Source organism: Bradyrhizobium sp. SZCCHNS3016, from assembly GCF_032484535.1.
GTDB lineage: Bacteria > Pseudomonadota > Alphaproteobacteria > Rhizobiales > Xanthobacteraceae > Bradyrhizobium.
On the sequence record NZ_JAUETE010000004.1, the window covers coordinates 399583 to 419353 of the forward strand.

Sequence of the window (19771 nt, forward strand, 5' to 3'; positions counted from 1 at the left end):
CAAGGGCTGCCGTGGCGATGTCCCTGTGCGGGTGGATCCTTGTTTGGACCCAATACCTGAGCACAACCAACGCTCTAACGAGCATTTTCGCCTGATGGCGCCGCTTTTGCGGGCGGCTTGCCGTTGGCATGAAGGAGAGCCAAATGCCCAAGCTGAAGACCAAATCCGGCGCCAAAAAGCGCTTCAAGGTGACTGCCACCGGCAAAGTGATGCACGCCCAGCGCGGCAAGCGCCACGGCATGATCAAGCGGACGAAGAAGCAGATCCGGCAGCTGCGCGGCACCCGCGTGCTGTTCAAGACCGACGGCGACAACGTCAAGAAGTACTTCTTGCCGAACGCCTGACCGGCCTCTCGCTTCCGAAACCCTGGCCGCCTCCAAGCCGCGGCTGATCGTCATCTCTGAATCCAAGGATACCCGGCATGTCTCGCGTCAAACGCGGTGTGACCGCCCACGCCAAGCACAAGAAAGTCTTCAAGGCCGCCAAGGGCTATTACGGCCGCCGCAAGAACACGATTCGCACCGCCAAGCAGGCCGTCGAGAAGGCCGGCCAGTATGCGTTCCGCGATCGCAAGCGCAAGAAGCGCACCTTCCGCGCGCTCTGGATCCAGCGCCTGAACGCCGCCGTGCGTCCGTTCGAGCTGACCTACAGCCGATTTATCGACGGCCTGTCCAAGTCCGGCATCACCGTCGACCGCAAGGTGCTGTCGGATCTCGCGATCAACGAGCCCGCCGCGTTCCAGGCGATCGTTGAGAAGGCCAAGGCGGCGCTCGCCGCCTGATCGCCCTTCCTCATCGCGAGGACTGCAAAGCGGCCGACGATCTCGGCCGCTTTTTGCTGTTCGGCGACATCGATCCTTTCGCTTGACCCCTGTCGCCCGCGCGGCGACAACCCAGCCGCCTTTGTCCCGCGGAGATTTTGACCGTGTCCGACCTCGCCTCGCTCGAGACCTCGATCCTCGACCAGATCGCCACCGCCGGCGATGAAGCCGCGCTGGAAGCCGTGCGCGTCGCCGCCCTCGGCAAGAAGGGCTCGATCTCGGCGCTGCTGGCCACCCTCGGCAAGATGTCGCCGGACGAGCGCAAGACGCAGGGTGCTGCGATCAACCTTGCCAAGGACAGGGTCACACAGGCGCTCACCGCGCGCCGCGAGGTGCTCAGGGCCGCTGCGCTGGACGCGCGGCTCGCGGCCGAGACCATCGACGTCACCCTGCCGCTGCAGGATTCGCCGGCCGAGACCGGCCGCATCCATCCGCTCAGCCAGGTGATGGACGAATTGACCACGATTTTCGCCGACATGGGCTTCTCGATCGCGGAAGGCCCCGATGTCGAGACCGACGACTACAACTTCACCAAGCTGAACTTCCCGGAAGGCCATCCGGCCCGCGAGATGCACGACACGTTCTTCTTCAATCCCAAGCCGGACGGCTCGCGCATGCTGCTGCGGACCCACACCTCGCCGGTGCAGGTGCGGACCATGCTGAGCCAGAAGCCGCCGATCCGCGTCATCTGTCCGGGCCGCACCTACCGCATCGATTCGGACGCGACCCACACGCCGCAATTCCACCAGGTCGAAGGCCTCGTCATCGACAAGGGCTCGCATCTCGGCCACCTCAAATGGATCCTGCACGAGTTCTGCAAGGCGTTCTTCGAGGTCGACCACATCAACATGAAATTCCGGCCGTCGTTCTTCCCGTTCACCGAGCCGTCGCTCGAGGTCGACATCCAGTGCCGCCGCGACAAGGGCGAGATCCGCTTCGGCGAGGGCGAGGACTGGCTGGAGATTCTCGGCTGCGGCATGGTGCATCCGAACGTGCTGCGCGCCTGCGGCATCGACCCGGACGAGTACCAGGGTTTTGCCTGGGGCATGGGCATCGACCGCATTGCGATGCTGAAATACGGCATGAGCGATTTGCGCCAGCTGTTCGAAGGCGACGTCCGCTGGCTGTCGCACTACGGCTTCAAGCCGCTGGATGTGCCGACGCTCGCGGGGGGATTGAGCGCGTGAGCGTTGCCGGCCTCGCTGTCTCCGCTCGGGCGGTAGGACTCCCTCTCCCGCTTGCGGGGGAGGGCTGGGGTGGGGGTCTCTCCGCGCAGGAGGTGTCGATGGACGACGACAAGCCCACCTGGACAGTCGCGCCGAAGCTTCGGTCAAACGCACGGACCCTCCGCCAGAACGCGACGGATGCCGAGCGCATCTTGTGGTCGGAGCTGCGCGGCCATCGCCTGCTCGGCGCAGGCTTTCGTCGTCAGGCACCGATCGACCGCTACATCGTCGACTTTGTCTGCCACGCGGCACGTCTCGTCATCGAGCTCGATGGCGGACAGCATTTCTCGACAGAGGGCGAGCAGCGCGACGCTGCGCGCTCAGCAATGATCGAAGCCAAAGGATTTCATATCCTGCGCTTTGCCAACAACGACGTCCTGGCCAATCGCGCTGGCGTTCTTGAAACCGTTGCCGCTGCCGTTGCGGCGAGAGCCCCCACCCTGACCCTCCCCCGCAAGCGGGGGAGGGAACAGGACTGACTTCGCAGGAACACTGCCATGAAATTCACCTTGTCCTGGCTGAAGGACCATCTCGACACCGATGAGTCGGTGGAGAAGCTCGCCGAGAAGCTCACGATGATCGGCCTCGAGGTCGAGCATCTCGAGGACAAGGCGAAGCTGCTCGCGCCTTACAGAATCGCGCGCGTCGTTTCCGCCGAGCAGCACCCCAACGCCGACCGCTTACGCGTCTGCATGGTCGACACCGGAGACGGTGGCGCGCCGGTGCAGGTGGTGTGCGGTGCGCCGAACGCGCGCACGGGTCTCGTCTCGGTGTTCTCGCCGCCCGGCACCTACATCCCCGGCAAGAACATCACGCTCGCGGTCGGCACGATCCGCGGCGTCGAGAGTCGCGGCATGCTGTGCTCGGCGGCCGAGCTGCAGATTTCCGACGATCATGATGGCATCATGGAGCTGCCGGCGGATGCGCCGATCGGCACTCCTTACGCGGAGTGGGCCGGCCTCGGCGATCCCATGTTCGAGATCAACCTGACGCCGAACCGCCAGGACTGCACCGGCGTGCACGGCGTCGCGCGCGACCTTGCGGCCGCCGACATGGGCAAGCTGAAGGACCCCGGCATCAAGCCGGTGAAGGGCGAACTCCCCTGCCCGGTAAAGGTCACGGTCGAGGACGAGAAGCTGTGTCCGGGCTTCGCGCTGCGACTGGTGCGCGGCGTCAAGAACGGCCCGTCGCCGAAGTGGCTGCAGCAGCGCCTCACATCGATCGGCCTGCGCCCGATCAACGCGCTGGTCGACATCACCAACTACATGACCTTCGACCGCGCGCGTCCGCTGCACGTGTTCGACGCCAAGAAGGTGAAGGGCAATCTGGTCGTCCGCCGCGCGCGTGACGGCGAGACCCTGCTCGCGCTCGACGGCCGTACCTACACGCTCGATCATTCGATGTGCGTCATCGCCGACGATTCCGGCGTCGAATCGCTCGCCGGCATCATGGGCGGCGAAGCCTCCGGCTGCGATGAAGACACCACCGACGTGCTGATCGAATCGGCGCTGTGGAACGAGATCAACATCGCCCAGACCGGCCGCAAGCTCGGCATCAATTCCGACGCGCGCTACCGCTTCGAGCGCGGCGTCGATCCGGCCTTCATGGTGCCGGGCCTGGAGATGGCGACCAAGCTCGTGCTCGAGCTGTGCGGCGGCACGCCGTCGGAGACCGTCGTCGTCGGCAATCCGTTTGGTGATGACCGTATCATCGATTTCCCACTGACCGAGGTGAAGCGGCTGGCGGGCATCGAGGTGCCGCTGACCGAGATGCGGCGGATCCTGACGCATCTCGGCTTCGTGGTCGCCGGCAACGGCCCGGTCGTGAAGGTCGCGGTGCCCTCCTGGCGCAGCGACGTGCATGGCAAGGCCGACATCGTCGAGGAGGTCGTGCGCATCGTCGGCGTCGACAAGGTGCCGATGACGCCGTTCGAGCGTGGCGATGCCCCGCGAAAGCCGGTGCTGACGCCGATCCAGCTGCGCACCCGGCGCGCCAAGCGCGCGCTGGCGGCGCGCGGCATGGTCGAGGCCGTGACCTGGTCGTTCATCTCCAAGCCGACGGCCGAGCTGTTCGGCGGCGGCAAGGCCGAGCTCGCGCTTGCGAACCCGATTGCCGCCGATCTCTCCGACATGCGGCCGAGCCTGCTGCCGGGACTGATCGCAACCGTGCAGGCCAACGCCGATCGTGGCTTCGGCGATGCCGCGATCTTCGAGGTCGGGCAGATCTTCAAGGGCGATGGCCCCGCGGACCAGCTCATGGCGGCAAGCGGCATCCGCCGTGGCGTCGCGTCGGCGAAGGGTCTCGGCCGACATTGGACGGGATCGCAGGCGGCGTGCGCTTACGACGCGAAGGCCGATGCACTCGCCGTGCTGGCGGCGGCCGGCGCGCCGATGGCGTCGCTGCAGATCGTCGCCGGTGGACCTGCCTGGATGCATCCGGGACGCTCCGGCACGATCCAGATGGGACCGCAGAACGTGCTCGGCCATTTCGGCGAGCTGCATCCGCGCACGCTGGAGGCGCTGAAAGCCGACGGGCCGCTCGTCGCCTTCGAGGTGATCCTGGATCGCATTCCGGCCGCCAAGGCGAAGCCGACGCGCGCCAAGCCGGTGCTGGAGCTGTCCGCATTCCAGCCGGTGTCGCGCGACTTCGCCTTCATCGTCGACCGCAAGGTCAAGGCCGGCGATATCGTGCGCGCCGCGCAGGGCGTCGACAAGAAGCTGATCACCGATGTCGCCGTGTTCGACGTCTACGAGGGCAAGGGCATCGAGGACGGCAAGAAGTCGGTGGCGATCGCCGTCACCCTGCAGCCGCGCGACAAGACGATGACGGACGAGGAGATCGACGCCGTCGCGGCAAAGATCACGGCCGACGTTGGCAAGAAGACCGGCGGCACGTTGCGCGGATGAGCCTGTCCGGTCTCATCCCTGCCGATCTCAGCCTGTTCGCGGCGGTCGCGCTGGCGATCGTCGCTTTCATCGCCGCAACCGCGCGCGGCTTCTCCGGCTTCGGCGCGGCGCTGATCTTCATGCCGCTCGCGAGCAGCTTTGCGACGCCCCGTCTGGTCGCGCCGCTGCTGCTGGTGATCGACTTCGTATCGATGGCCCCAATGGTGGCACCGGCCTGGCGCGAGGCCGACCGCAAGGCCACCGCCGTGATCGTCGCAGGCGCGCTGGTCGGCGTCCCCCTGGGCACCTGGTTTCTCACCCGGCTCGACCCGGTCACCGTGCGCTGGATCATCACCGGATTCGTGATCGCGCTGCTGGCCCTGCTGCTGTCCGGCTGGCGCTATCGCGGCAAAGAGTACACCGCGCTGTCGGTCGCCGTCGGCGGCGTCTCGGGCTTCTGCAGCGGACTGGCGCAGACCGGGGGCCCGCCGATCGTCGGCTACTGGCTGGGACGCCCGATCCCGCCAAAGATCGCGCGAGCGAACATCGTGCTGTTCTTCGGCGCATCGGACTTTTTCGCTATGGTGAGCTACGCAATGAGCGGGCTGATCACCTGGGATTCGCTGAAGCTTTCGCTGCTGATCGGGCCGGTCTACGCGCTTGGTGTCACGTTGGGCGCGTCGCTGTTCGGTCGTGCCAGCGAGCAAGTGTTTCGCGCCATCTGCTATGCGCTGATCGCAATCGCCGTGATCGCCGGCCTGCCGGCCCTCGACGGCGTGCTCGGGCGGGGTTAGCCTTCCTGCAACGAAGCCAACAGGGAGGCCACCGTGATCCATCGGCGAACGATGCTCAAGCTTGCGCTGGGAACGGCCGGCGCCATCGCGGCGCCCGCGGCGTTCGCGCAAGGCGCGAAGACCGGCACGCGCATCGTCTTCCTCGGCACCAAGGGCGGCCCGCGCGTCGGCGTGGGCGCTTCGAATCCGGCCAATCTCGTCGTCGTCAACGGCACGCCGTTCGTGATCGATTGCGGCATGGGCGTCAGCCGTCAGCTCGTCAGTGCTGGGGTTCCGATCCCATCGATCAAGTACATCCTGATCAGCCATCACCATTCCGATCACAACCTCGAATACGGCAATCTGTTCTACAACGCCTGGGCCGCGGGATTGTCGACGCCGATCCAGTCGTTCGGACCGAAGGGCCTGGAGGCGATGACCAGGAGCTTCTGGGAAACTAACAAGTTCGACGTCGACACCCGCATCGCGGACGAAGGCCGGCCAGATCCGCGGCCACTCCTGGTCGCGAAGGATATCGACACGGACGGCGTCGTGCTGAAGACGGCGGACGTGACGGTGACCGCGTTCCGCACGCCACATCCGCCGATCACCGACAACTTCGCGTACAAGTTCGAGACGCCCGACGGCACGATCGTGTTCTCGAGCGACACTGCCTATAACCCGAAGCTTGCAGAGTTTGCCAAGGGCGCCGATGTGCTCGTGCATGAATGCCTCTATGTGCCCGCGGTCGATCGGCTGGTCGCCAAGACGAAGAACGGCTCGACGCTGAAGAAGCATCTGCTCGACAGTCACACGACCACGGAAGACGTCGGACGCATCGCCGCGGCTGCAGGCGTGAAAGTGCTGGTGCTCAGCCACTTCGTGCCCGGTGATGATCCCGAAGTGACGGACGAGGACTGGACGCGGGAGGTGAAGAAGAACTACACGGGCCGCATCGTGGTCGCGAAAGACCTGATGGAATTGAAGCTGCCTGTGTAGCCAAGGCTGGGCGTGCTTCAATCGGCAGCTCGCCTGCATCAGCCGTGGGGTGAGCAAAGGCGCAGCCGTGCCATTTCAACGCTTGAGATCGCAGTTGCGCCGTGCCCACCATCTTGCTGATGAGTTTGCGGATCGACGGTCAATCTTCCGGCGAGGCCGAGCGCACCTTGCCGCGACGGCGCAGTCGTTGCCGCTCACTGCTCGGCTCCGGCTCGGCGTCCTTGATCGCGCCGATCCTGCGCAGCGCGGCTTCCGCGGCGCGCTCGCCGGAGTCCCAGGCGCCGTCGACCGTGCCCCACAGCGTTTCGTGCGTGGCCTCGCCGGCCAGGAACAGCGGGCCCAACGGTTCGCCGAGAATTTTGCGGGCGCCCTGGCTGCCAGGCGTGGCCGCCGACATCGCGCCGAGCACGCCCGGCACCTGGTTCCAGCGCGTGGCTGCGGACGACTTCACCGCTGCGGCGGCTTCACTTCCAAACAGCTTGCCGATCCACTCCCTGGCGAAGTCGGCCATCGCCGCCTCGCCCTGCGCTGATAGTTCGCGGCCGAAGGCGCCGGCAACATCGACGGTGCAAAGCGACGATCCACCGATATTGGCAAGCAGCAGACCCGTGCGGTTGGAATTGCTCTGCTCGATGATGACCTCGTCCCGCGACAGGCCGAGCGGATTGCCCGCCAGCATCAGCGCAATGTGATCATAGCTGCCGAGGCTGAGCTTGGCGGCGGCGTCGAGTTGCCGCTTCGGCAGTTCGGGCGCGAACTTAATGGCGCCTGATGTCAGCACGTTGGTCGACACCGTGAGGATGATGGCGCGCGTCGCGATTCGCCCCGCCGGCGTTTCCACCGCGACGTCGCGGTTGGTCCACACGACGCGCGTTGCCGGAGTCGACAGCGATAACGGCAACGATTCGCCGAGCTTGGCGAGGAACGTGCCCAGCCCCTGCCGGCAGGCCAGCGGAGCGCTGCGACCCTGCGCGCGCGCCTTGTCCATCGCGGAGAGATCGGCGAGATCCTTTCCGGTCGCGCTGGCGCCGAGCACGAACGCGGTGGTGCTGGTCCAGTCGCCCAGATCTTTCGGCAGCGCCGCGGCGCAGGAGGTATCGAGCTTGCCGCGCGCCGCCTCGTCGATGGCGCGATTGGCGCGCACCAGCCCGGCCAGGAACTGCTCGGTCTCGCCGGGCCGCGCATTGCGCCGGCCGACCCGGATCTTCTGCCCGACGGGAGCCGCGACGAGATCGAGTCCGACGCCGCGCGCGAGCCTTCCGATGGGATTGCTGTCGGCGCTGAGCAGCCAGCGGGCGCCGCGATCGAACGGCACGCCGAAGGTGGCGACATCCGTGCTGCAGCGGCCGCCGATCTGCGGCGAGGCCTCCAGCACCACGACCTTGCGGTTGGCGGCCACGATCCGGCGGGCCGCGGCGATTCCAGCCGCACCCGCCCCGATCACGACAATGTCAGCCTCGCGTGGAACAGCCGCCTGCGCGGCGCGGCCTGAGATGGGCAGCGCGGCCAGCGCCGCGGAAGCGGAGAGGAAGCCGCGGCGCGTGAAGTTCATGACATGGTTTCCGAAAGCTTTGAACGAAACGAATACCCACCGAATTTGCCGTATCTGCCGCGCTGCGGCAACCGGGATGGTAAACGCGATACCGTGCGGACTGCTTCGACTATGAACCAAATTGCAACCGCAATCGACCATCATGGAAGAAGGGAAAAAGCCGGCGACCGGCCAAGGTCGCCCGGGGAGCGTTATGGGTATCGTGCTCGACCAGATCGGCAAGCTGATTGCCGCCTATCTCCAGAAGGAGATCCCCGGCTATGAGCCGTTCACGCCGAGCGATCCGGACTACCTGCGCAAGGACGTCCAGCCCGGCGACGTGCTGTTGGTCGAGGGCAACAGCCGCATCTCCGGCATCATCAAATATCTCACGCAGTCGACCTGGTCGCACGCCGCGCTCTATGTCGGCCCCATCGATGGCGCCGTCGAGCCCGACGGGGAGCCGCATGTGCTGGTCGAAGCCTATGTCGGCGACGGCGTGATCTCGGCGCCGCTGTCGAAATACTTCGCCTATCATACCCGCGTGTGCCGTCCGGTCGGCCTGACCTATGAGGACCGGCACACGGTGTGCCGCTACGCCATCAATCGCATCGGCTTCGGCTACGACACCAAGAACATCATCGACCTGATGCGCTACCTGATCCCGATGCCGGTTCCGCAACGCTGGCGGCGGCGCATGATCGCGCTGGGTTCGGGCGATCCGACCAAGATGATCTGCTCGGCGCTGATCGCGCAGGCGTTCGACGCGGTCCGCTATCCGATCCTGCCGAAGATCACGCGGGCCCCCTCACGGCGCGCCAAGCGCGAGATCCTGCACATCCGCGATTCGTCGCTCTACATGCCGCGCGACTTCGACATCTCGCCCTATTTCGAGATCGTCAAGCCGACCATCGTCAATGGATTCGACTACACCACGCTGCACTGGGCCGACAAGCAGAAGCCGCTCGCGGAGGTAGCGGGCGAGTTCGCCGTGTTTCCAGGCTCCGTCACAGCGCCGCCGCTCGTTCCTGAGGCGGCTGACGAAGAGGCGGCGCAGCCGGTTCCGGCTGAGGAAATGATGATCGAGGAAGTCAGCGAACGGCTCGTCGTCAACGAGCATTACCTCGTCGCCGAGCCGGTGCGGCAGGTCGCGCCGCGCGCGGCTGCCCGACGGCGCAAGGTCGCGGTTTGATCGTCATCCATTCTGCTCAGCGATCCGACCGGCCGATCACGTCCATCAGCTCCGCGATCTTCTGCCGCTGATCGGCCTTGTCGCCGGAGGCGATCGCGTGCTCGACGCAATGCGCGACGTGGTCGCGCAGGATCTCCTCCTCGACCCGGCGCAGCGCCGCCCGCACTGCGGAGATCTGGGTCACGATGTCGATGCAGTAGCGGTTGTCCTCGACCATTTTCGACAGGCCCCTGACCTGCCCTTCGATCCGGCTCAAACGTTTCTGACAGGATGTCTTGATGTCCTCGCGCATGGGGCCTATATACCCCTACAGGGTATAGGTTTCAAGAGGCTGGGCGATGTCGGAAACCAAACACGAGCATGGCGGCGCGGCGGCCGGCGAGGGCGGATGCGGCTGTGGATCGCACGCGCGCGCGGTGGAAACCGGACACAACCAAGCATCCGCGGACAACTGTTGCAGCGATCGTGCCGGCGCGGCGCCTGACGGCGATTCCGGGGCCTGCTGCGGCGGCTCGGACCACGCTGCGCCTGAATCGGCGAAGGTGACGGATCCGGTCTGCGGCATGTCGGTCGATCCGGCGACCTCGACGCATCGCTTCGAGCATCAGGGACAGACCTTCCATTTCTGCTCGGCAGGCTGCCGCACCAAGTTCGCCGCCGATCCGGCCAAGTATCTCGCAGCCGCCGTTGCACCGGCAGCCACGGGGTCGTGCTGCGGCGGCCGCGATCATCACGCGCATCAGCATGGCGAGACGGCAAAGGTCATCGATCCCGTCTGCGGCATGAGCGTCGATCCTGCGACCTCGAAGCATCGTTTCGACCATCAGGGTCACACCTTCCATTTCTGCTCGGCCGGCTGCCGTACCAAGTTCGCGGCCGAGCCGGACAAATATCTGGGCGAACGCGAGCCGCCGCCGGAGATGCCGGCGGGCACGATCTACACCTGCCCGATGCATCCCGAGATCCGGCAGGTGGGCCCGGGCACCTGCCCGATCTGCGGCATGGCGCTGGAGCCCGACGTCATCAGCCTCGACGACGCGCCCAATCCCGAGCTCGCCGACATGACACGGCGATTCTGGATCGGCACCTTGCTCGCCGCTCCCGTCGTCGTGCTCGAGATGGGCGGCCACCTCCTCGGAGGCCATGGCTTTGTCGATCCGATGTTGTCGAACTGGATCCAGCTCGCGCTGGCGACGCCGGTGGTGCTGTGGGCCGGCTGGCCGTTCTTCGTGCGCGGCTGGCAATCGATTCAGACCCGCAATCTCAACATGTTCACCTTGATCGCGATGGGCACGGGCGTCGCCTATGTCTACAGCGTGATCGCGACCCTGGCGCCGCAGGCGTTTCCGCCGGCGTTCCGCGGCCATGGCGGCGCGGTGGCGGTGTATTTCGAGGCGGCCTCGGTCATCACCATTCTCGTCCTGCTCGGCCAGGTGCTGGAGCTGCGCGCACGCGAAGCAACGTCGGGAGCGATCAAGGCGCTGCTGCAGCTGGCGCCGAAGACGGCGCGGCGGCTCGATGCCGACGGCAACGACCACGAGGTGGAGATCGCCGAGCTCGCGGTCGGCGATCGCCTGCGCGTGCGTCCCGGCGAGAAGGTGCCGGTCGACGGCATGATTCTCGAAGGCCGCTCCTCGCTCGACGAATCGCTGGTGACGGGCGAGTCGATGCCCGTGACCAAGGCCGAAAGCGAGCGCGTCATCGCCGGCACCTTGAACCAGACCGGCAGCTTCGTGATGCGCGCCGACAAGGTCGGCCGCGAGACCCTGCTGTCGCAGATCGTGCAGATGGTCGCCGACGCGCAACGCTCGCGCGCGCCGATCCAGCGCCTCGCCGACCAGGTCGCGGGCTGGTTCGTGCCGATGGTGATCGCTGCTGCCATTGCCGCCTTCGTCGCGTGGTACGCGTTCGGTCCCGAGCCACGCTTCGCCTTCGGCCTCGTCGCCGCTGTGAGCGTGCTGATCATCGCCTGTCCCTGCGCACTCGGTCTCGCGACGCCGATGTCGATCATGGTCGGCGTCGGTCGCGGCGCCCAGGCCGGCGTGCTGATCAAGAGCGCCGAGGCGCTGGAGCGGATGGAGAAGGTCGACACGCTGGTCGTCGACAAGACCGGCACCTTGACCGAGGGCAAGCCGAAGGTGACGGCAATCGTCACCGCCGGTGGTTTCGACGAGACCGAGGCGCTGCGGCTCGCGGCAAGCGTTGAGCGCGCCAGCGAACATCCCCTCGCCGCGGCCGTCGTCCGTCATGCCACCGAGCGCAACATCAAGCTCGCCGACGTCAAGGGCTTCGACGCGCCGACCGGCAAGGGCGCCCGCGGTGAGGTCGACGGCAAATCCATCGTGCTCGGTACCGCGACTTATCTAGCCTCACTCGGCATCATCACCGATACGCTGGGCGTCGAGAGCAAGCGGCTGCGCAGCGAAGGCGCCACCGTGATCACGATGGCCGTCGACGGCAAGCCGGCAGCGCTGTTTGCGATCGCCGATCCGGTCAAGGCCTCGACGCCGGAGGCGCTGAAGGCGCTCGCGGCCGACGGCATCAAGGTGATCATGCTGACCGGCGACAACCGCACCACGGCCACCGCGGTCGCGCGCAAGATCGGCATCACCGAGGTCGAGGCCGAGGTGCTGCCCGAGCAGAAGAGCGCGGTGGTCGCGCGTCTGCGCGCCAGCGGCAAGATCGTCGCGATGGCCGGCGACGGCGTCAACGATGCGCCGGCGCTCGCCGCAGCCGACGTCGGCATCGCCATGGGCACCGGCACCGACGTTGCGATGGAGAGCGCCGGCATCACGCTGTTGCAGGGCGACCTCGGCGGTATTGCGCGGGCGCGAAAACTGTCGACGGCGACGATGCGCAACATCCGCCAGAACCTGTTCTTCGCGTTCATCTACAACGCCGCCGGCATCCCGATCGCCGCGGGCGTCCTCTATCCCCTGTTCGGCATCCTGCTGTCGCCGATCATCGCCGCCGCCGCGATGTCGCTGTCGTCGGTCAGCGTGGTCGGCAACGCGCTGCGGCTGCGGGCGACCGAACTTTGATACAATGCCGGCGGACTTGCCGAAGCCCGCCGGCATGTCTACCTCTGCCGCGGGCTTTGCAGCGAGGGACCCCGCCATGATCGACGCCGCCATCAAGGCGATTTCGCAGATTTTGTCGCCGCCGATGCGCTCGATCCTGTGGCGCTCGATCGGGCTGGCGCTGGTGCTGGTCACGGTGCTCGCGATCGGGCTGCAGCGGCTCTTGACCTGGCTCGCGACCGCCGGCGAGGGCTGGGCGGAGGCCATGCTCGGGCCGAACTCGCACGGCTCCCTCGAAGTGCTCACCTGGATCATCTCGATCGCCGCCGGCTTGGGCGTCGTGTTCGGCGGCATCATGCTGATGCCGGCGATCACCTCGGTGATCGCGAGCCTGTTCGTCGATGACGTCGCCGACCTCGTCGAGCGCGAGCACTATCCGGCCGAGCGCCCCGGCGTCGCCCTGCCCTTCGGCGTCGCCATCATCGAGGGCCTCAAGGCCGCCGGCCTCACCATCCTGATCTATCTGGTCGCCCTGCCCTTCGTGTTCCTGGCCGGCGCCGGCTTCGTGATCTTCTTCCTCGCCACCGCCTGGCTGCTCGGCCGCGAATATTTCGAGCTGGCCGCGATGCGATTCCGGCCACCGGCGGAAGCCAAGGCGATGCGGCGCGACAATGCGGTGACCGTGTTCACCGCGGGGCTGATCATCGCGGCCTTCGTCACCATCCCGATCGTGAACCTGGCGACGCCGCTGTTCGGCATGGCCTTCATGGTCCACCTGCACAAGCGCCTATCCGGACCGCGGCCCGAACTGATCGAGCCGTCGCCGGAGCGCCGGCTGCGCAGCCTCTAGCGCCATCATCCGCGGCGACAGGCTCGCCGCCTTGCCGCGGGCGAAGGGGATCAGCAGGAAGCCGAGCAGCGCGACACCGGCGAGCAGCGACCAGGCCTCGTTGACGCACAGCGCCAGCGAGGCCTTCTCCACCAGCGGCCGGACATAGGCGATCGCCTGCTCCTCCGAGACGCCGCGCGGCCGGTTGCGCAGCAGCTCCGGCGCGAGCCCGATCGCCTTGGCCGCCGCGGTATCGCCGGCCAGCAGGCGGTCGCGAAACGCCTGGGCATGCATGGCGACGCGGCCATAGACGATGGTGTCGATCAGCGCGATACCGATGGCGCCGCCGAGATTGCGCATCAGGTTGAACAGCCCGCTGGCATCGGCGACCTCGGCCTGCGGCAGGTCGCCGAGCGCAATCCGCGTCGGCGGCAGCAGGCAGAACATGATGCCGACGCCGCGCACCACCTGCGGCCAGAACATCTCCTGATAGTCCGCAGTCGGCGGCTGGAACGCGCTCGCTGCCAGACCGAAGCCGAACAACACGAAACCGAACGCCGTCAGGAGACGCGCGTCGACCTTGCCGTCCAGCGCCGTCACCAGCGGAGCGGCGATCAGTTGCGCCACTCCGGTGACCAGCATGATCTTGCCGATCTCGAACGCGTCGTGGCCGCGCACGAAGGCGAGGAACACCGGCATCAGATAGACCGAGCCGAACAGCCCGATGCCCAGACAGAAGCTCGACAGGCAGCCGAGCGTGAACGACCGCCGCTGAAAGCTGCCGAGCCGCAGGATCGGATGCGGCGAGGCCAGCAGGCGCTGGATCAGCAAAGTGAGGCATGACGCGCTCAGCACCAGGAACGCAATGCAGTTCGACGACAGCCAGCCGCCCTTCGGGGCCTCCTTCAGCCCGAGCTCGAGGCTGGCCAGGGACACCGCGAGCAGCAACAGCGCAAACAGGTCGAGCTTGTCGAGCTCCGCGAGATCCATGCGCTGCTTCGGCAGCAGGCTTGGCGTCATCAACGCGGCGATGATGCCGGGCACGATGTTGATCAGGAACAGCCAGGGCCACGACCAGGTGTTGGTGATGAAGCCGCCGACGACCGGGCCGATGGTCGGTGCGAGCACCGCGACCACGCCGCCGATCGTCGTCGCGACCGCGTGCAGGCGCGGTGGAAACAGCAGGAACACGGCGGAGAACACGACGGGGATCAGGAGACCCCCGAAGAAGCCCTGCAGCACGCGAAACGCCAGCAGCGTGTGAAAATCGCCGCTGAACGCGCAGCCGAGCGAGGCGGCGGTGAAGATGCCGACGGCGCCGACGAACAGCCAGCGCAACGTGAACACGCGCGTGAGCAGCCCGGTGAGCGGAATGGCGATGATCTCGGCGATCAGATACGCCGTCTGGATCCAGCTCATCGCCTCCGGCGTGATGCCGAGCGCCTCCTGGATGGTCGGCAGCGACGTCGCCACCACCTGGATGTCCAGGATCGCCATGAACATGCCGACGCACATCAGGATGAAGCCGAGCCAGGTGGCGAGGCTCGGACGATCCTGCGGCGCGGCCGATGCGCTCATGCGGTCTGGCCGCCGCCGATGCCGGTGAGTGCTTCCGATTCGGCGCGGATGCGGATGAACAGCACCGCCGCATTCAGGCCTGAGAAGATCAGCGCGATCAGCGGCAGATGCAGCGCCAGCGGCAGCAGCCCGATCTCGGCTGCGACCACCAGATAGTTCGGATGCGAGATGTAGCGATAGGGACCATCGGTCACCAGCGGCGCACCGGGCAGGATGATGATGCGCGTCGTCCAGCGCGGACCGAGCGTCGCCAGCACCCACCAGCGCAGCCCCTGCAGCAGCACGAAGCCGCTCAAGAGCCACGGGTCGACCTCCTGGTCGGCGCCGAGCAGCCACAGCGACACCAGCCAGGCCGCATGCATCGAGATCATCAGCGGATAATGATCCGCCCCGACCTCGACCGCGCCCATGGCGCGCAGGCGCTTGGTGTTGTGGCGGGCGAGCACGAGCTCGCCGAGCCGTTGCATGGTGACGAGGGCGAGGACGAAGGCGGCGAAGGTCATGCGGCGTTCCTCAATGATACGCAGCTTGCGGTGAACCCAGGTCCGAGCGCAGTCAGCACCGAGCGCGGCGGCAAGCCCCGGGCGCGGGCGCGCTCCAGCACGAACAGCACCGTCGGCGCGGACATGTTGCCGTAGTCGGCGATGATCTCGCGCTCATGATCCAGCGTGCCCTGGCCGAGCGACAGCGCGCGCTCCAGCGCCGTGATTACCTTGGCGCCGCCGGGATGGCAGACGAAGCGATCGACGTCGGACGGCGCGAGCTTCATCCGGTCCAGGATCTCGTTGACGGCCGGGCCCATGTTCTCGGTGACGAAGTCCGGAATGGTGCGCTGGAAGATAACGCCGAAGCCTTCGGGATCGACGCTCCAGCCCATGATATCCAGCGTATCCGGCCACAGCTTCTCGCCGGTCGCCTCGACGCGGATAGCGCCGCCATCGCCGGCGCGCAGGATCGCCGCTGCGGCGCCGTCGCCGAACAGGCTCAGCGCGACGATGTTGGCCTTCGTCAACTCATCATGGCGCACAGCCAGCGTGCACAATTCGAAGGTCACCAGCAGCACATTGGTGCCGGGCCGGGCCTGCGCCAGGCGCGCGGCGATCGACAGGCCCGAGACGCCGCCGGCGCAGCCTAGGCCGAACACCGGCACGCGCGACACGTCCGCGCGGAAACCCAGGCGCCCGGCGACGCGCGCTTCCAGCGTCGGCGTCGCGATGCCCGTCGAGCTCACGGTGACGATGGTGTCGATGTCGGCGGCTGCGAGATCGGCCTGCGCGAGCGCCTTGTTGGTCGCATCGATGAACAGCGCCTCGGCGCCTTCGAGATAGGCCTCGGTGCGCTCGGGCCAGCCGCGGCGCTCCATGTACCATTCGATCGGCTTGACGCCGTAGCGCTGGCGGATGCCGGTGTTGGCGAACAGGCTCGCCATCGTGTCGAACTGCGGAAAGCGCGGCGATAGCACCACGCGTGCGGCCTCCATCACCTCGTTCTGGCGGAACTGATGCGGTGGCACCGAGGTCGCGAGCGACACGAGTGCGGCGGTATGGTCCATGCGGCTGATCCTTCAACGTCCCGGCGCAGAAAGGTCCGAGAACGCGGGAATCGTCACGCGCCACTCACATCGCCCCGGATTACGGGTGTCATCTTATGTCCAATGCGGGCGGCGATGTGGCCCGGCCATGGTGAGACGGCGTCGCGCCGTGACACAATAGTGACTGTCAAACGCGTTCTCAGGCGAAACCGTTCGTCACGCACAACGTATCAGGCGGTCTTCTCGGGCCAGCGGCAGAGGTCCTTGATCAGGCACAGCTCGCAGCGCGGCTTGCGCGCCAGGCACGTGTAGCGGCCGTGCAGGATCAGCCAGTGATGCGCGTGGAGCATGAACTCGGCCGGGATCGCCTTCTCGAGCCCGAGCTCGACCTCCAGCGGCGTCTTGCCGGGGGCCAAGCCGGTGCGGTTGCCGACGCGGAACACATGGGTGTCGACCGCCATCGTGTGCTCGCCGAACGCCATGTTGAGCACGACATTCGCGGTCTTGCGGCCGGCACCGGGCAGCGACTCCAGCTCAGCGCGCGTGCGCGGCACCTCGCCGCCGAATTCGCTGATCAGCTTCTGCGACAGCGCGATCACGTTCCTGGCCTTGGTGCGGTAGAGACCGACGGTCTTGATGGTGTCGCGGAGTTGCTCCTCGCCGAGCGCGATCATCTTCTGCGGCGTGTCGGCGACCTTAAACAGCGGCCGCGTCGCCTTGTTGACGCCGGCATCGGTCGCCTGCGCCGACAGCACCACGGCGACCAGCAGGGTGTAGGGGTTGAGGTGCTCGAGCTCGCCCTTCGGCTCCGGATTGGCCTGTGCGAAGCGGCTGAAGGCCTCGCGGATCTCGGCCGGGGTCCACGGCCTGGCCGCCTTCAACGCTTTCTTGACCGGCCGGGCAGGGCTCTTCGGCTTGGCCGTCGGAGCCTTCTTGGCGGCCCGTTTCGAGGCGGCCTTAGGGGCTGACTTGGGAGCGGCCTTGGGAGCGGCCTTCTTCAAGGGGCTGCGAACCGGCGCCGGCTTGGCGCGTTGGGGGCGGGTGATTTTGGCCATGATCCGGGTATACTGAGGCCCCATGACGCCAGGCAATGCTTTTGCGTATCAGGAGACCGGCACCGACGCCGCTGATCCCGAGCTGTTCGCGGCCCGGCTGACGCCGCATCGCTCGCTCAGCCGCACCGGCTTTCTGGTGCTGATGGTCGTGGTCTGCGCCATCAGCTTCATCGGCGGCCTCGCCTCGCTGCTGATGGGCGCCTGGCCGGTGCTCGGCTTCTTCGGCCTGGATGCGCTGGCGATCTACTGGGCCTTCAAGGTCAACTTCCGCCGCGCCAACGCCTATGAGGACGTCTCGATCACCCTGACCGAGCTGCGCCTGCGCCGCGTCAGCCACAAGGGCGACGTCATGGAATGGCGCTTCAACCCGCTCTGGGTGCGGCTCGATCAGGTCAGCCACGAGGAGTTCGGCATCGAGAACCTCTACCTCGTCGCCCGCGGCCAGCGCGTCGCCATCGCGAGCTTCCTGGGGCCGGAGGAAAAGGCCAGCTTCGCCAAGGCGCTGACGGCGGGGTTGCAGGCCGCGAAACGCGGGCCGGTGTATAATCCGCTGTAGGGCGTTATCTCGGCCAGCACTCCCCTGGGGAACGAGGAGCAACCCCGCGGCCGTCCTTGCGTCTCGCACCATGAGGCCACAGCACGGGCCTCGCCCTTCGAGACGCCCGCCTTCGGCGGGCTCCTCAGGGTGAGGAGAGACAGGGCACGAGGATCGTCATGACCGAAGGCGCGTATCTCTACATCGTGCTCTGCGCCGACGGACGCCTGTACTTCGGAACCACGAGGACATCGCTGGAGCTGAGGGTCGCCCAGCATAATGACGGGACCTTCGGCGGGTACACGTTGACCCGGCGTCCCGTCAAACTGCTCTACTCGCAGTGGTTCGAGCGGATCACGGATACCATCGAAAGCGAACGCCGCCTGAAGAAATGGAGTCGCGCCAAGAAAGAGGCCTTGATCCGCAGCGATCTCGATGCGCTGCAGGCTCTCTCAGCGCGCAGAACGGCCTTCGGGGGGAAGACCTTCGCCCGCAAAGAGACCCCAAGGCGATAAGATGAAGCAGTGGTCCATTCCCTCGCCATGAACACGCTGTCGGCGTGTTCGTGGTTTTGCGTGCAGCGGCCGTTTGCGGCGCTTGACCCTCATGGTGAGGAGCGCCGCCCAAGCGGCGCGTCTCGAACCATGAGGCCCGAAACGATCGGCCCAGCCGATCACATTCGCCATAGCCCCCCGATCAGAAATCGGGTGGAGTACCCGCCCCGGCCGCCCTACATCCAAGCCCATGATGACCCTCGCCATTCACGATTCCGCCCTGGCCAAGCCGGGCCCGCAACAGACGGCGGCGCTGCGCGACTACGACGCGGTGCGCCGCGCGATCGCCTTCATCTCCGAGCATTGGCGCCGGCAGCCGGCCATCGAGGACATGGCCGACGCCGCCAGCCTGACACCCGACGAGTTGCACCATCTGTTCCGGCGCTGGGCCGGCCTGACGCCGAAGGCGTTCATGCAGGCGCTGACGCTCGACCACGCCAAGGGCCTGCTGAAGGGCTCGGCCAGCGTGCTCGACGCCGCGCTCGACTCGGGGCTCTCGGGCCCCGGCCGGCTGCACGACCTGTTCGTCACCCATGAGGCGATGTCGCCCGGCGAATGGAAGACCGGCGGCGCCGGCACCACGCTTCGTTACGGCTTCCACCCCTGCCCGTTCGGCATCGCGCTGGTGATGGCCACCCCGCGCGGCCTCGCCGGCCTCGCCTTCGCCGACCCCGGCGAAGAAGCCTCCGCGCTCGCCGACATGAAGAGCCGCTGGCCCCGCGCTGATTACGTCGAGGACGTCCCCGGCACCGCCGGCCTCGCCCAGCGCATCTTCGACAAGACCCTGTGGCGCCCGGACCAGCCGCTCCGCGTCGTGCTGATCGGCACCGATTTCGAGGTCCGCGTCTGGGAGACCCTGCTCAAGATCCCGATGGGCCGCGCCGTCTGCTACTCCGACATCGCGACGCGACTGGAGTCGCCGAAGGCCTCGCGGCGCCGTGGGCGCCGCGGTCGGCAAGAACCCGATCTCGTTCGTCGTGCCGTGCCATCGCGCGCTCGGCAAGAGCGGAGCGCTGACGGGCTATCACTGGGGGCTGACACGCAAGCAGGCGATGCTTGGGTGGGAGGCTGGGCAGGTGGGGATGGGGTAGGGTTTCCGAGCAGCATTCTGCGCGAGGCGTGGATACCGCGAGCTTTGGGCTGAGCATTCATGATTTCTTTGAGTTTGACCTTGCCCCCAAGTTTTATCCAGATCTGAGTTCGTTCGGGCGGTTTGATGTGCCCATCTGGGCGGTCGTAGCGG

Annotated in this window: 18 protein-coding genes and 1 pseudogene; 13 read left to right on the forward strand and 6 right to left on the reverse strand. The window is 66.9% G+C overall.

Features of this window, described 5'->3' with window-relative positions:
• Positions 1–143 precede the first annotated feature (143 nt).
• The 7 genes from rpmI to QW881_RS11755 all read left to right on the forward strand — a co-directional run bounded on the left by rpmI (position 144) and on the right by QW881_RS11755 (position 6703).
• Positions 144–344: a 50S ribosomal protein L35 gene (gene rpmI, locus QW881_RS11725; protein ID WP_008539890.1), complete on the forward strand. Its 201-nt coding sequence runs from the start codon at positions 144–146 to the stop codon at positions 342–344.
• 77 nt (positions 345–421) lie between these two features.
• Positions 422–781, forward strand: a complete 360-nt coding sequence (gene rplT, locus QW881_RS11730) for a 50S ribosomal protein L20 (protein WP_012040570.1) — start codon at positions 422–424, stop codon at positions 779–781.
• Positions 782–924: 143 nt separating this feature from the next.
• Positions 925–2007, forward strand: a complete 1083-nt coding sequence (pheS, locus tag QW881_RS11735) for a phenylalanine--tRNA ligase subunit alpha (RefSeq protein ID WP_315758185.1) — start codon at positions 925–927, stop codon at positions 2005–2007.
• 98 nt (positions 2008–2105) lie between these two features.
• On the forward strand, positions 2106–2525 hold the full coding sequence (locus tag QW881_RS11740; protein WP_315758186.1) for an endonuclease domain-containing protein: 420 nt from the start codon (positions 2106–2108) through the stop codon (positions 2523–2525).
• An 18-nt stretch (positions 2526–2543) separates the two neighbouring features.
• A complete protein-coding gene (gene pheT / locus QW881_RS11745; protein ID WP_315758187.1) occupies positions 2544–4952 on the forward strand; it encodes a phenylalanine--tRNA ligase subunit beta in 2409 nt (802 codons plus the stop codon).
• Entirely contained in the window at positions 4949–5725 is a 777-nt protein-coding gene (locus tag QW881_RS11750) for a sulfite exporter TauE/SafE family protein (RefSeq protein ID WP_315758188.1), read from the forward strand. The genes pheT and QW881_RS11750 overlap by 4 nt, the downstream gene beginning before the upstream one ends.
• A gap of 33 nt (positions 5726–5758) precedes the next feature.
• Entirely contained in the window at positions 5759–6703 is a 945-nt protein-coding gene (locus tag QW881_RS11755; RefSeq protein WP_315758189.1) for an MBL fold metallo-hydrolase, read from the forward strand.
• A gap of 139 nt (positions 6704–6842) precedes the next feature.
• On the opposite strand, the gene QW881_RS11760 is transcribed toward QW881_RS11755, so the two are convergent.
• Entirely contained in the window at positions 6843–8255 is a 1413-nt protein-coding gene (locus tag QW881_RS11760) for a flavin monoamine oxidase family protein (protein ID WP_316158668.1), read from the reverse strand.
• 193 nt (positions 8256–8448) lie between these two features.
• Between QW881_RS11760 and QW881_RS11765 the strand changes: the two genes are divergently transcribed.
• Positions 8449–9426 (forward strand): YiiX/YebB-like N1pC/P60 family cysteine hydrolase, encoded by a 978-nt coding sequence (locus tag QW881_RS11765; RefSeq protein WP_315758191.1) that lies wholly within the window; start codon positions 8449–8451, stop codon positions 9424–9426.
• Positions 9427–9442: 16 nt separating this feature from the next.
• Here QW881_RS11765 and QW881_RS11770 read toward each other — a convergent pair whose 3' ends face one another.
• A complete protein-coding gene (locus QW881_RS11770; protein WP_315716843.1) occupies positions 9443–9718 on the reverse strand; it encodes a metal-sensitive transcriptional regulator in 276 nt (91 codons plus the stop codon).
• Positions 9719–9968: 250 nt separating this feature from the next.
• Between QW881_RS11770 and QW881_RS11775 the strand changes: the two genes are divergently transcribed.
• The gene (locus QW881_RS11775) at positions 9969–12467 is read left to right on the forward strand and encodes a heavy metal translocating P-type ATPase (RefSeq protein WP_410052042.1); all 2499 of its coding nucleotides are present in this window, start codon (positions 9969–9971) and stop codon (positions 12465–12467) included.
• A 76-nt stretch (positions 12468–12543) separates the two neighbouring features.
• On the forward strand, positions 12544–13296 hold the full coding sequence (locus tag QW881_RS11780) for a sulfate transporter family protein (RefSeq protein ID WP_315750490.1): 753 nt from the start codon (positions 12544–12546) through the stop codon (positions 13294–13296).
• Here QW881_RS11780 and QW881_RS11785 read toward each other — a convergent pair.
• From QW881_RS11785 to nth, 4 genes are all read right to left on the reverse strand, one after another.
• On the reverse strand, positions 13234–14853 hold the full coding sequence (locus tag QW881_RS11785) for a DHA2 family efflux MFS transporter permease subunit (protein WP_316158670.1): 1620 nt from the start codon (positions 14851–14853) through the stop codon (positions 13234–13236). The genes QW881_RS11780 and QW881_RS11785 overlap by 63 nt on opposite strands.
• Positions 14850–15356, reverse strand: a complete 507-nt coding sequence (locus QW881_RS11790; protein ID WP_316158671.1) for an isoprenylcysteine carboxyl methyltransferase family protein — start codon at positions 15354–15356, stop codon at positions 14850–14852. The genes QW881_RS11785 and QW881_RS11790 overlap by 4 nt, the downstream gene beginning before the upstream one ends.
• Entirely contained in the window at positions 15353–16405 is a 1053-nt protein-coding gene (locus tag QW881_RS11795) for a type III polyketide synthase (protein ID WP_315758194.1), read from the reverse strand. The genes QW881_RS11790 and QW881_RS11795 overlap by 4 nt, the downstream gene beginning before the upstream one ends.
• Positions 16406–16614: 209 nt before the next feature.
• Positions 16615–17439, reverse strand: coding sequence for an endonuclease III (gene nth, locus QW881_RS11800; protein WP_315758195.1), 825 nt, complete (start codon positions 17437–17439; stop codon positions 16615–16617).
• A gap of 22 nt (positions 17440–17461) precedes the next feature.
• Here nth and QW881_RS11805 point away from each other — a divergent pair, with 22 nt between their 5' ends.
• The 3 genes and pseudogenes from QW881_RS11805 (at position 17462) to QW881_RS11815 (ending at position 19619) form a co-directional block, all read left to right on the forward strand.
• Positions 17462–17995, forward strand: a complete 534-nt coding sequence (locus tag QW881_RS11805) for a DUF2244 domain-containing protein (protein ID WP_315758196.1) — start codon at positions 17462–17464, stop codon at positions 17993–17995.
• Positions 17996–18153: 158 nt separating this feature from the next.
• Complete coding sequence (locus tag QW881_RS11810; RefSeq protein WP_315758197.1) at positions 18154–18489, forward strand: GIY-YIG nuclease family protein; 336 nt, start codon at positions 18154–18156, stop codon at positions 18487–18489.
• A gap of 229 nt (positions 18490–18718) precedes the next feature.
• Positions 18719–19619: pseudogene (locus QW881_RS11815) on the forward strand (bifunctional helix-turn-helix domain-containing protein/methylated-DNA--[protein]-cysteine S-methyltransferase).
• Positions 19620–19771: the final 152 nt, after the last annotated feature.